The organism is Listeria sp. ILCC797 (assembly GCF_900186185.1).
Classification (GTDB): Bacteria; Bacillota; Bacilli; order Lactobacillales; family Listeriaceae; genus Listeria; species Listeria goaensis.
The window spans coordinates 182438-195477 of sequence record NZ_FYBS01000002.1 but is presented as its reverse complement, the minus strand read 5'-3'; the positions used below and the strand labels follow the sequence as shown (position 1 = coordinate 195477).

The following is a 13040-nucleotide window of genomic DNA, read 5'->3' as shown; positions in this document are numbered from 1 at the left end:
AACGACCCGCATATAAATAGCAGGTCGTTCGTCATGTTTATTTTTCTTCCAAAAACTCTTGAATTAATTCGTATGTTTCTTCTGCCGCAGCAGTTTCCGTGTTCATGAAATCATGCGGAACTTTTTCAAGACGTTTGGCGAAAACTGGTACGCCAGCGTCTTTTAATTTTTTGGCGTAAGCCTCACCTTGGTCACGAAGCGGGTCGTACTCCGCCGTCACGAGGAATGTTTTCGCCAAGCCGCTTAAATCTTTGCTACGAATTGGCGCTACAAGCGGATCATATTTCCGGTCAGTCGCATTCCGTAAGTATAGTTTAAAATACTTGTCGAGCGATTCTTTCGTAAGTACATACCCCTCACTAAATTCATCCATCGATGGGTATAAAACAGAAGCATCACGACTAAAGATATCCGTAGCCGGATAAAGTAAAATTTGCTTGCTGATTTCTGGCTGTCCTTTCGCTTTAGCAAGCTGGGCTACAACTGCCGCAATGTTTGCGCCTGTGCTATCGCCGGCCACAATGAGTTGCCCTGTTTTGTTTCGCAAGCTCGTCTTATGGCTAGCCGCCCAAAGAAGTGTCGCGTAAGCATCTTCAATAGCTGCTGGGAAAGGATTTTCTGGTGCCAAACGATAATCTACCGATACAACGCGTGCGCCTGTTTTTTGAACAAGTTTACGAGCAATTGTATCGTGCGTTTGCAGACCACCGGTAATAAATCCACCACCGTGGAAATAAATGATAATATCGTATGGACCTTCTTCTTGTGGCGTATAAATTCGCAGTGGAATTTTCCCACCTGGTCCATCAATTTTTTTATCTTCCGTGTCGCCAATTTCAATTTGTTTGGCTGCTGGAATCGCTTTTTCAGCAAGACGAATGTATTTATAACGAGAATCCACATCAGAAAGTGGCGCCTTCTTTTTCACGTAATCTTGCGCAGCTTCTTCTAAATTATCCAAAACTTTTGGATCGTAATCGCGTTTCCCAACTGCTTTTTTATAGATAAATAAAACAGCAAGAAGCGGTAATAAAATAATGCCGAAAGCAAGGATGCCTATCCATTTCAACGTATTTTTCAATTGCGCTCATCTCCTAATCAGTAATTTACTTTCTAAGTATATCAGGTTTATTTCAGTTAACCAATTATAACGCAACGTGGATTTTTAAACACCTGAATGAATAAAAATTAATTTTTTGTTGTAAAAATACATAATCAATGGTAATATATATTAAACAAAATGTATATTTATAAATAAAGGGGCTGTTAAAATGGTGAAGGAAAAAATTATTTTGGCTTATTCTGGTGGTTTGGACACTTCTGTAGCAATCAAGTGGCTCGTTCATTCAAATTATGATGTCATTGCTTGCTGTCTAGACGTTGGGGAAGGGAAAAACCTCGATTTTATTAAAGAAAAAGCTTTAGAAGTTGGGGCTTCTGCCTCTTACACGGTGGACGCAAAAGATGAGTTTGCGAAAGAATTTGCGTTGGTGGCGCTTCAAGCCCATGCCTACTACGAAGGGGAATACCCGCTTGTTTCGGCACTTTCAAGACCTTTAATCGCGAAAAAACTTGTTGAAATCGCCGAAAAAGAAGGGGCTTCTGCCATCGCGCATGGCTGTACGGGGAAAGGCAATGACCAAGTCCGTTTTGAAGTCGCAATCCATGCCCTAGCCCCGCATTTAAAAGTCGTTGCGCCCGTTCGTGACTGGAAATGGTCGCGCGAAGAAGAAATTGCCTATGCAAAAGAAAACGGGATTCCGATTCCAATTGACTTAGACAACCCGTTTTCTGTTGATCAAAATTTATGGGGCAGAAGCAATGAATGCGGTGTCTTAGAAAACCCGTGGACAGCCCCACCTGAAGCAGCATATGACCTAACTGCCTCACTTGAAAACGCGCCCGATGCGCCGGAATTCATTGAGATTGCGTTTAAATCTGGCGTGCCAATCGCGCTAAACGATGAAGAAATGGGGCTCGCGGATTTAATTCTTGCGCTGAACCAAATTGCCGGCAAGCACGGAATCGGACGCATCGATCATATCGAAAATCGCTTAGTCGGCATTAAATCACGCGAAGTGTATGAATGCCCTGGTGCCGTGACGCTAATCACCGCACATAAAGCGCTTGAAGACTTGACTTTCGTTCGCGAAATGGCGCATTTCAAACCGCTTATTGAGCAAAAAATCAGCGAAACCATTTATAACGGGCTTTGGTATTCGCCGCTCACAGAGGCACTGATCAGCTTCCTAAAAACGACACAGCAGTACGTAAACGGCGTTATCCGCCTAAAACTTTACAAAGGGCATGCCATTGTAGAAGGAAGAAAGTCACCTAATTCCCTTTATGATGAAAACTTGGCCACGTATACCTCGGCAGATACTTTTGATCAGGAGGCTGCAGTTGGTTTTATTAAGCTGTTCGGTCTGCCAACTAAAGTGAACGCAGAAGTGAATGCACAAAAAACCGCGATAAGCGAGGTGTGACGAATGGAAAAACTTTGGGGCGGCCGCTTTGAAGGCGTGAGCGAAGACTGGATTGATGCGTTTGGTGCATCGATTTCGTTCGACCAAAAACTCGCGGACGAGGATATTACAGGTAGCTTGGCGCATGTAAAGATGCTTGGTAAGACTGGGATTTTGCCAGCAGACGACGCCAAATTGATTATTTCTGGTTTGGAGTCACTGCGACATAAATTGCAGCAAGGAAAACTTCAGTTTACAACGCAAAATGAAGATATCCATTTAAATTTGGAAAAATTACTGCACGGCGAAATTGGTGCGACAGCAGGCAAGCTGCACACGGCGAGAAGTCGCAACGATCAAGTGGCAACGGATATGCATTTGTACTTAAAACGCGCGGTAAACGACATTTTAAAGGCGCTTAAACATTTAAAACTCGTGTTAATCCAAAAAGCAGAGGCGCATGTGGAGACGATTATGCCCGGCTATACGCATTTGCAGCACGCGCAGCCGATTTCGTTCGCCCATCACTTGCTCGCCTATCATGATATGTTTTCGCGTGACACGGAGCGCTTTCAAGAAAATCTAACGCGCATCGACTATTCACCGCTCGGAGCCGCCGCGCTTGCTGGCACAACTTTTCCAATTGATCGCCAATACAGCGCAGAGCTACTGGAATTTGAGAACGTCTATGAAAACAGTTTGGATGCCGTAAGCGACCGCGATTACATTATCGAGTTTTTAAGCCATTCGGCAATTTTAATGATGCATCTCTCGCGTTTTTGCGAAGAGCTTATTTTATGGACGAGCCACGAGTTTCAATTTGTCACACTAACCGATGCTTTTTCAACCGGCAGTTCTATCATGCCTCAAAAGAAAAACCCAGACATGGCAGAGCTTATTCGGGGGAAAACGGGACGAGTCTACGGGAATTTATTTTCGCTTCTTACAGTCATGAAAAGCCTCCCTCTCGCCTATAATAAAGACCTTCAAGAAGACAAAGAAGGCATGTTTGATACAGTGGAAACGGTGACGAACAGTTTAGCCATCTTCGCCGGAATGATTGATACGATGAGCGTAAACGAAAAAGGCATGCAAACAGCGACCGAAAAAGATTTCTCAAACGCGACCGAACTCGCCGATTATTTAGCTAAAAAAGGCGTGCCTTTCAGAGAAGCGCATGAAATCGTTGGAAAACTCGTTTTAGACTGCACGAAAAAAGGAATTTTCCTGCAAGATATCTCACTCGCAGATTACAAGGCCGTCTCGCCTCTTATTGAAGCGGATATATATGAAAGTCTAGCCTCGAAAACGGCTGTAGAAAAACGCACCTCTTACGGCGGAACTGGTTTCGATTCGGTGCGACAAGCGATAGAACGAGCGAAAGAAAAATAATAACGAATAGCGAGTCTCGGACATACAAAAAAACAAGCATAAATTTTGTTTTAAAAATCATATAACTTGCCTTAGAGTCCACTCCAACATTTATACTAAGAATGTAAAAATGGAGGAGGAATATAACATGAAAAACATCCAACTAAACAACGGGATTGAAATCCCAATTTTAGGATTTGGTGTATATCAAATTCCAAAAGAAGAAACTGCCGAAGCCGTTAAAAACGCAATTAAAGCTGGCTACAGACATATCGACACAGCGCAAAGTTATCTAAACGAACAAGAAGTTGGTCAAGGAATTGCCGCTTCTGGAATCCCTCGTGAAGAATTATTTGTGACAACAAAAATTTGGGTTCATAATGTTAGTTATGACGGTGTTATGAAATCCTACCAAGAATCGTTAGAGCGTCTGAGCCTTAATTACGTTGATTTATTACTCATTCATCAACCTTATAACGATATTTACGGCGCTTGGCGGGCAATGGAAGAATTACAGAAAAACGGTCAAGTAAAAGCGATTGGAGTTTCTAATTTTGCAGTAGAACGCGCCGTCGATTTAGCTGAATTCAATGCGGTCACACCTCAAGTCAATCAAATTGAAATTAACCCTTTCCAGCAGCAAACAAAAAACATTCATGCCCTCCAAGAAGAAGGAATTGCCGCCGAAGCATGGGCACCCTTTGCTGAAGGTAAAAATGATATTTTCAATCATCCCGTTTTAACAAAAATTGGGGGAAAATACGGAAAAAGCACCGCGCAAATTATTGTCCGCTGGCTAGTCGAACAAGATATCATTGTGCTAGCTAAATCAGTAAAATTAGAACGTATGATGGAAAATATCGATGTGTTTGATTTCTCACTAACGGAGGAAGATAAAGAAGCCATTGCAACAATGAACATCGGTGAAAGCCAATTTTTCTCACATGCAGATCCATCTATGATTAAATGGATGGCGACACGAGAAATTGAAGGTATTTAATAGCAGAAATGAGGATTCGTAAATGAAAACTGTATATTTAATGCGTCACGGTCAAACACTTTTTAATGCACAGCATAAAATTCAAGGTTTTTGCGACTCCCCGCTAACACCAATAGGTATTAAACAAGCAAAAATAGCGCGTACCCATATAGAACGTAATAATATTATTTTGGATGAGGCTTATTCTTCAACGTCTGAAAGAGCCTGTGATACCCTTGAACTACTGACAGACATCCCTTATAAGCGTGTAAAAGGTTTACGTGAATGGAATTTTGGAACTTACGAAGGAGAGGGCGAACATTTAAATCCACCTCTTCCCTATCAAGATTTTTTCATCCAGTTTGGCGGTGAATCACAAATAGAAGTAGAAGAAAGAATCACAAAGACCATTACAGACATCACAAAAAACAGCCGCGAAGGCAACATTTTAATCGTCTCACACGGCGCCGCAATAGCCAACTTTTATCGTCACTGGGAACATACCAGCCCCGTTAAAAAGAAAGCCAAAATACAAAACTGCTCTTTGTTCAAATACCAGTATCACCAAAATCAATTTATTTTAGAAGAGATTATTGAACATGATTTCACTTCCATATAAAAGAAGAGAGCCACGGGGCTCTCTTCAGCTTGTAGAAGAGCTTTAAATTCACACCAAACAAAACGTACCACGCAAAATCAGAGTGATGACAAATGGTGAGATTCTAGGCAAAACCGAGTACCGCACCGGAACGTACTCGAGTACGTGAGGAGCGGAACGGAGGTTTTAACGACGAAGATCGCCGTTTGTCATCACTCTGAAGAGAGCCTCCTCTGGCTCTCTTCTTTTATTCAACCACCAAATTCCCCGCAACACGTTTTGCCTCGCGCATCATATCTTGAATGACTTCCGCGCACGGTTTAATATCCGTTATCATACCCGTAATTTGACCGGCCATGATGGAACCGTTTTCCGTGTCGCCTTCTAAAACCGCTTTTCTTAGCGAGCCAAGCGTCAATGCTTCTAGGGCATCGCGGTCAACATTTTCTTCTTCCAAACGCAAGTATTCTTTAATCATTTTGTTTTTAATCGAACGCACAGGCGCGCCCGCTTTTCTACCCGTGACCGTCGTATCGCGATCACTTGCCTTTAACATCGCAGCTTTGAAGTTAGGATGTACAGGGCATTCATCTGTGGCTAAAAAGCGGGTCCCAACCTGAACGCCTTCTGCGCCAAGCGCAAAACAAGCCGCAATTCCCCGCCCGTCTGCAACGCCACCAGCCCCGACAACGGGGATATCGACAGCATCTACAATTTGCGGTAACAAGGCCATCGTCGTCGTTTCGCCGACATGCCCACCAGCTTCCGTGCCTTCCGCAATAATCGCATCCGCTCCAAGCTTCGCCATCCTTTTAGCAATCATGACAGACGGCACAACTGGCATCACAATTATGCCCGCTTCTTTCCAAATCGGCATGAAACTTTTTGGTGTGCCAGCGCCTGTTGTAATTATTTTAACGTCCTCTTCAATTAAGACGTCCGTAAGTTCCTGAATATTTTCCATCATTAGCATTAAATTAACGCCAAATGGCTTATCCGTGAGCGCCTTCGTTTTCTGAATTTCAACCCGCAAATCATCCGCGCTCATTCCGCCAGACGCAATGATGCCAAGCCCGCCGGCGTTTGATACGGCAGAAACTAGGGGTGCCTTCGCAATTTGCGCCATCGCACCTTGAATGATGGGGTATTTAATTCCCAGTAAAGTTGTAATTGACATAGTAATCCTCCAAATGTGTGTTTGCTCACATTATACCAAAAATATGGTCGCTTTAAAACTCTCTTTCGTACGTTTGAACGGCTAAAATCACACAGCCCGTAATGCCCGCATCATCTTCTAAAAGCGGCGGAACGATATACTCATCAAGCGCTGGTAGTTGCACGTATTGATTCATGAGGCCTTTGAGCTTTTGACGTACAAGTGGGAACAATTGGCGCTGTTTCATGACGCCGCCACCTAAAATAATTCGCTCAGGCGAAAGAATTAAACTGTAATTCATAACAGCCTGCGCCAAATAATGCGCTTCTAGGTTCCAGACTTCTTCGTTCTCAGCAAGCAAGACGCTTTTTTGCCCCCAACGTTTTTCAATAGCACCACCTGCCGCGAGTCCTTCCAAACAGTCATCGTGTGAGGGACAAATTCCTGTGAAACGGTCGTGTTTATGGCGTTTTACCATGATATGCCCCATTTCCGGGTGCGAAAATCCTTCTAAAATTTCGCCGCGAACGACTGCTCCCCCGCCGATTCCAGTGCCGATTGTCACATAAATACAACTGCTTAATCCTTTCGCCGCGCCAAGTGTCACTTCACCAAGTGCCGCCGCGTTTACGTCGGTTGTAAAGCCCATCGGTACACTAAACTCCGCTTTAAGCGCCCCAATAATATTGTAGTTTCGCCAAGCAAGTTTTGGCGTATGCGTGATGTAACCGTAAGTTGCGCTGTCTTTCCGAATGTCAATAGGACCAAACGAGCCGACACCAATTGCTTTTAAATCGCTTTCATATTGTTTGAAAAATTGAATCACTTGTTGCATCGTTTCTGCGGGTTCCGTTGTTTTGTAAGTTTCTCGTTTAATAATTCGACCTTTTTCATCGCCAACCGCAACAACAAATTTTGTACCACCTGCTTCAATCGCTCCAAAAACCATCATTCATTTCCTCCTATGTAAAACGTTTTCAAATACATCTTACCTCATTTTTCTAAAAACACAAGATTATTTTTAGAAAATTAGCGTTTTAGATTCTTTGTACCCAAAAAGTCAGATAATTTAATTTAAAAATTACCGCCGAAAAACCGTTTTTACGAGCCGATCATATTGGGCAAAAAAAGCTGGTGCTTCATCTTTTGAAATTCCGTTATACATCACTTCCGCAACACTCATATAATACCATTTCTGCTCGCTGTAACCACGTTTAAAATACGTCCACACTTGATTTCCTTCAGAGCTAAGGGCATATTTAATTGAGGTTAGATTATCTAATTTATCGGCAACAATTAAGGATTTCACCTCTAGGTCGCCTGTTTCGACGACATGAATGGTATGACTTTTCCGATTTTCCCAAGAAAGCGATTTATCCTCCGTATGAGCCGCAACAAGTCTAGCTACCTTTCCCCCGAATTCTCGTTCAATATCCGCTATCGTAAGCGCCGTGTCTTCGGCTGCATCATGAAGAAGCCCAGCAACGACAACGTATTCAGGCAGCTGAGCCTGACGCAAAATGCGCGCAACGTTTAGTGGGTGCGAAAAGTACTTTTCACCAGTAATTTTACGTTTTTGTCCTTCATGAGCTTCTCTAGCCATTTTTACAGCTTTTTCATACATCTGTCATCATCCTCATTCTGTACTAAATAAGACGCGAGCGATTGCTGCGTCTTACCCTTTTATTTATGAAACGTAATTTTGCGTCCGTTTAATTCTTGAATCGGGCGGTTTGTGCCACCGATTACTTTTTCCAGTGCCTTATGCGCCACGTGCCCAAATACACGTCTGTTTTTAAGCACAATCCACGTAATCCCTTCCACAGTTGGCGGCGTAGTTAGCGACCCTTCATAAGAGAAAAAGGCTTTTTCTTCTGGTAAAAAGTCGTCAACATTTAGTGTCAGCTCACGCTCGACGCCAAATTCCTTGAAAACTTCTGGAAAAGCACGTCTGACGTTCGTTAAATCGATGGAAATGTTCGTGCCAACTTCCATAAAAGCCCCAATAACCAATTTCTCACCGCGCGCATTTTCATGAACGAAGTGCCACTCAATTGGGTAGCTTTCTCCGTCTAAATGGTGCTCACTTGGCATGTGCGCATGGAAAGCTTGGAGCGTATATTTATCATCACGGAATGTCACATATTGATTATCTTCGTGCGGAAAAAGATGCACGGAATTTTCAACACGTTTCATTGTGAAATTTGTATTTGTGTAGTGAAAATCAATTGGATTTCCTTCTACGCTTTGAACTTCTTCTGTCTGAATATTAATTGGCGATTGCTTTTCCCCAGTTTGCGCTATTTCAAAATCGGAACAAATATGTCCCCAATTTGCAGGTCCTTTTTCGCCTTTGTACGACCAATTTATCTCATAAGCAGGCATAAATATCCCCCATTTCTAAAGAACTTACAAGTATTGTAGCAAAAAAGTTTACTAATTTACAATTCGCATGCTCTAACTTTTCACAAAAAAGACATACACTTGAGTAAAAAGCAGTCATTTTAAAGGTATTTTACCGCATATCTTTCATGCAACTTAAAATACAAAAAAACGCAGGGCCAAATAATTTGACCGCTGCGTTTCTTATTTTTCTATTTCAATAATGGCGTCTTTAACCGCTTTTTTTATAACAAAATAGCCAGATCTGTAATTTCTCTCTTCTCTGTGTAGTTTACAGGTTTTTACTTCCGGTACATCTTAAACTCCAAAAATAGTTCATTATAATGCGAAAGCATGCGCTTGCCGAGGTTGTCGTAAACTTCTAAATTATCAAGTTCATTCATATCTGGGTAAAAGCGCTTATCTTGTGAGATTTCTTTCGGTAAAAGTTTAATGGCTGCCTCGTTTGGCGTCGCATAGCCGACATATTCCGCGTTAATTGCGGCGTTTTCCGGTTTTAACATGAAGTTGATGAATTTATGTGCGCCGTCTACATTTTTAGCAGTCTTTGGAATAACCATGTTATCAAACCACAAATTGGATCCTTCTTTCGGAATGACGTAATCTAAATCTTCATTCTCACTCAGCATTTCGGAAGCTTCGCCTGAAAATGTAACAGCCACGCCAGCCTCATTATCGGCCATCAAAAGCTTGATTTCATCTCCAACAATCGCCTTCACATTTGGCGTCATTTTTTTCAACTTCTGAAGGGCTTCTTGTAGATGTTCCTCGTTTGTGTCGTTTAGCGAGTAGCCGAGGCTATTTAAGCCGAGCCCCATGACTTCACGCGCACCGTCAATGAGTAGAATCTGGTTTTTTAGTTCTGGATCCCAGAGCGAATCCCAATTATCAAAGTTTTTATCCGGAAACATTTTTTTGTTGTAAATTATGCCGAGTGTGCCCCAAAAATATGGCATGGAATACTCGTTATTTTCATCAAATGAAAGGTTCATAAACCGCTGATCTAAATATTTTTCGTTTGGCAGTTTAGTGTGGTCAAGCGGAATAAGCAAGTTCTCCTGCTTCATTTTATTGATGGCATAATCACTTGGCACCGCGATATCAAACGTTGTGCCGCCTTGTTCGATTTTTGTCATCATCGCTTCATTCGAATCGAAAGTTTGATAAATGACCTTCAAGCCAGTTTCTTTTTCAAATTTTTTGATTAAAGTAGGGTCAATATAGTCGCCCCAGTTATAAATCGTAAGCGTATTCCCGCCTGCATACCCTTCGGAGCGATTCATCATTGTTGCTAAAATCATCATACCAAAAGCTAGAATGAGAACTGGAATGAAAATTTTTAGTAAAGCCTTCATTCTTTTGTCGCCCCCGATCGAATTCCTTTATTGCCATTTCTACGGTTAATGAAGTAATAACCGATGACGAGCAAAATGGTGAAGAGGAAGATTAGAGTGGAAAGCGCGTTAATTGATAAGGAAATCCCTTGGCGCGCGCGCGAATAAATTTCAACGGACAGCGTTGAGAAGCCGTTTCCTGTGACAAAAAAGGTGACGGCGAAATCATCGAGTGAATACGTGAGGGCCATAAAAAAGCCGGCAAGTACGCCTGGTGCAATGTATGGCAAAATCACTTTCGACAAGACGTTCCACTGACTGGCGCCTAAATCGCGAGCGGCATCGATGAGCGTTGGACTCATTTCTTGTAGTTTCGGCAAGACCATCAAAACGACGATAGGAATACTGAAAGCGATGTGTGAAACTAAAACGGAAATGAAGCCTAGTCGAATACCTAAAATCGTGAAGAAAATTAGAAAACTTGCGCCAATTATAACGTCAGGGCTTACGATAAGGACATTATTTAAACTTAAAAGTGAGTTCTTACCAAATGGCCGAGGCATAAATTTAATCGCCAGTGCGCCGCAAACGCCGATAGCCGTTGCAATGACCGATGAAAGTAACGCGATAACGAATGTGTTTAAGACGATAATTAGGAGTCTTGTATCGCTGAAAACTTCTTTGTAGTAGCCGAGCGTGAAGCCTTTAAAACCATGCATTGTGCCACCAGAATTAAACGAGTAAAACATTAAATAGAAAATCGGTGCATAAAGCAAAATAAAGACGATGATGAGATAAATGTTACCATAATTTCGCTTCTTCATTTACGGGCACCTCGCTTCCGTTTTGAGCCTGTTAAGAACATAATTAAAATCATTGCGATGATTAAAAAGACGCCGATTGTTGAGCCCATACCCCAGTCTTGTGTGACGAGAAAATGTTCTTCAATCGCGGTTCCGAGTGTGATGACGCGGTTCCCTGCGATGAGTCGGGTAATCATGAAAAGGGATAGTGCTGGTATGAATACGGCTTGGCAACCTGATTTTACCCCGTCAGCTGTCAGTGGCAAAATGACGCGCCGAAATGTTGTAAAGCTAGACGCTCCTAAATCCTTAGATGCTTGAATGAGCGATGGGTTGAGTTCTTCTAGCGCATTAAAAATCGGCAAAATCATGAATGGGATAAAAATATAGGTTGATACGAATAGGAAACTAAAATCGGTAAACAAAATTTGTTTTTGCCCGATGCCAATGAGTTCCAAAAATTGGTTGGCTGCGCCGTATGTGCCGAAAATCCCAATAAACGCGTAAGCTTTCAAGAGTAAATTAATCCATGTTGGCAAAATAATTAAAAGTAGCCACAGCTGTTTATGTTTGAGTTTTGTGAGTAAATAGGCTGTCGGATACGAAATCAAAAGTGTAAAAACTGTAATCAAAAACGCGTACCAGAAAGAACTTAGCGTCATTTTCATATAAACGGGTGTAAAAAAATGGACGTAATTGCCGAACGTAAAGTTGCCGTCCACATCGAAAAATGAGTAGTAAACGATGAGGAGAATTGGCGCGATGACGAACAGCACAATCCAGAGGACGTAAGGGACGAGATACATGTTTCTTGCGCGTCTGGTCATTACTCTACCTCGTCGTAGCTCTCTAGGCGTTTGTCGAATTCTGCTTCGGTTTCACCTAGTCGCATGACGTGAATGGCTTCGGCATCAAAGGTTAAACCGATTTCATCGCCAATTTTTGCTTTTTTAGTTGTATGCACGAGCCATTCGTTGCCGTCTACATCGATACAACCCATTTCATAGTGCACACCTCTAAATAAAAGCCAGTCTACCTTGACGCGAAGCTGTCCTTTATCGGCGGCGGTAATTTCCAAGTCTTCTGGACGAATGACGATTTCCACGGTTTCGTTTGGGTTAAAACCTTGGTCGACACATTCAAAATGACGGCCGACAAATTCGACTTCGAAGTCTTGAATCATTTTTCCAGGGACGATGTTCGATTCGCCAATAAAATCCGCCACAAAGCGATTAATTGGCTCGTCATAAATATCAATCGGCGTCCCGCTTTGCTGGATCTCCCCTTTATTCAAAACAAAGATTTCGTCACTCATGGCAAGCGCCTCTTCCTGATCATGCGTAACGAAAATGAACGTAATGCCTAGACGGCGTTGCAGGTCGCGAAGCTCGTATTGCATTTCCGTCCGCAGCTTTAAGTCGAGCGCGGAAAGTGGCTCGTCGAGAAGAATAACTTCTGGCTCGTTGACAATAGCTCGGGCGATGGCAACACGTTGACGCTGGCCGCCACTCATTTCACTGATTTCGCGTTTTTCGTAGCCGGAGAGATTGACGAAACGAAGCGCTTCTTTTACTTTCTCGTCGATTACCTTTTTCGCTAATTTTTTAATTCTTAGCCCGAAAGCGACATTTTCATATACGTTTAAATGCGGGAAAAGCGCATAATCTTGAAAAACGGTATTAACTGGGCGCTTATTTGCTGGAATCGCATTAATTTTCTTTTCGTTTAAATAAATATCGCCGTCTGTTGCCTCTAAAAAGCCAGCAATGAGACGTAAAATCGTTGTTTTTCCGCAACCTGATGGTCCGAGCAGCGTGTAAAATTTACCTTTTTCTATTTCAAAGCTGACATTGTCCAAAACTGGCGCATCGTCATCAAATTGTTTCGTTACATTTTCAAAACGAATAATTGTATCTTGCACACGTCTTTCC

At 42.5% G+C, this 13040-nt stretch carries 13 protein-coding genes; 4 read left to right on the top strand and 9 right to left on the bottom strand.

Features of this window, described 5'->3' with window-relative positions:
- Positions 1 to 37 precede the first annotated feature (37 nt).
- Positions 38 to 1081 carry an alpha/beta hydrolase gene (locus BN1609_RS03535; protein WP_088809221.1) on the bottom strand — a complete coding sequence of 348 codons (1044 nt, stop codon included), beginning with the start codon at positions 1079 to 1081 and terminating at the stop codon, positions 38 to 40.
- A gap of 190 nt (positions 1082 to 1271) precedes the next feature.
- On the opposite strand from BN1609_RS03535, the gene BN1609_RS03530 reads away from it, so the two are divergent.
- The 4 genes from BN1609_RS03530 to BN1609_RS03515 all read left to right on the top strand — a co-directional run bounded on the left by BN1609_RS03530 (position 1272) and on the right by BN1609_RS03515 (position 5434).
- Positions 1272 to 2486 (top strand): argininosuccinate synthase, encoded by a 1215-nt coding sequence (locus tag BN1609_RS03530; protein WP_088809222.1) that lies wholly within the window; start codon positions 1272 to 1274, stop codon positions 2484 to 2486.
- A 3-nt stretch (positions 2487 to 2489) separates the two neighbouring features.
- A complete protein-coding gene (gene argH / locus BN1609_RS03525) occupies positions 2490 to 3857 on the top strand; it encodes an argininosuccinate lyase (protein WP_088809223.1) in 1368 nt (455 codons plus the stop codon).
- 127 nt (positions 3858 to 3984) lie between these two features.
- Positions 3985 to 4836, top strand: a complete 852-nt coding sequence (locus BN1609_RS03520) for an aldo/keto reductase (RefSeq protein WP_088809224.1) — start codon at positions 3985 to 3987, stop codon at positions 4834 to 4836.
- Positions 4837 to 4858: 22 nt separating this feature from the next.
- Positions 4859 to 5434: a histidine phosphatase family protein gene (locus tag BN1609_RS03515; protein WP_088809225.1), complete on the top strand. Its 576-nt coding sequence runs from the start codon at positions 4859 to 4861 to the stop codon at positions 5432 to 5434.
- A gap of 226 nt (positions 5435 to 5660) precedes the next feature.
- On the opposite strand, the gene BN1609_RS03510 is transcribed toward BN1609_RS03515, so the two are convergent.
- From BN1609_RS03510 to BN1609_RS03475, 8 genes are all read right to left on the bottom strand, one after another.
- Complete coding sequence (locus tag BN1609_RS03510; RefSeq protein WP_088809226.1) at positions 5661 to 6590, bottom strand: nitronate monooxygenase; 930 nt, start codon at positions 6588 to 6590, stop codon at positions 5661 to 5663.
- 52 nt (positions 6591 to 6642) lie between these two features.
- Positions 6643 to 7518 (bottom strand): ROK family protein, encoded by an 876-nt coding sequence (locus BN1609_RS03505; protein ID WP_088840527.1) that lies wholly within the window; start codon positions 7516 to 7518, stop codon positions 6643 to 6645.
- Positions 7519 to 7650: 132 nt separating this feature from the next.
- The gene (locus tag BN1609_RS03500) at positions 7651 to 8193 is read right to left on the bottom strand and encodes an HD domain-containing protein (RefSeq protein ID WP_088809227.1); all 543 of its coding nucleotides are present in this window, start codon (positions 8191 to 8193) and stop codon (positions 7651 to 7653) included.
- Positions 8194 to 8252: 59 nt separating this feature from the next.
- Positions 8253 to 8954 carry a carbonic anhydrase family protein gene (locus BN1609_RS03495; RefSeq protein ID WP_088809228.1) on the bottom strand — a complete coding sequence of 234 codons (702 nt, stop codon included), beginning with the start codon at positions 8952 to 8954 and terminating at the stop codon, positions 8253 to 8255.
- Between the two features lie 299 nt (positions 8955 to 9253).
- Positions 9254 to 10327 (bottom strand): ABC transporter substrate-binding protein, encoded by a 1074-nt coding sequence (locus BN1609_RS03490; protein ID WP_088809229.1) that lies wholly within the window; start codon positions 10325 to 10327, stop codon positions 9254 to 9256.
- Positions 10324 to 11130 carry an ABC transporter permease gene (locus BN1609_RS03485; protein WP_088809230.1) on the bottom strand — a complete coding sequence of 269 codons (807 nt, stop codon included), beginning with the start codon at positions 11128 to 11130 and terminating at the stop codon, positions 10324 to 10326. Before BN1609_RS03485 ends, BN1609_RS03490 begins: the two co-directional genes overlap by 4 nt.
- Complete coding sequence (locus BN1609_RS03480; protein ID WP_088809231.1) at positions 11127 to 11936, bottom strand: ABC transporter permease; 810 nt, start codon at positions 11934 to 11936, stop codon at positions 11127 to 11129. Before BN1609_RS03480 ends, BN1609_RS03485 begins: the two co-directional genes overlap by 4 nt.
- Positions 11936 to 13030, bottom strand: coding sequence for an ABC transporter ATP-binding protein (locus tag BN1609_RS03475; protein WP_088809232.1), 1095 nt, complete (start codon positions 13028 to 13030; stop codon positions 11936 to 11938). The genes BN1609_RS03480 and BN1609_RS03475 overlap by 1 nt, the downstream gene beginning before the upstream one ends.
- Positions 13031 to 13040 lie beyond the last annotated feature (10 nt).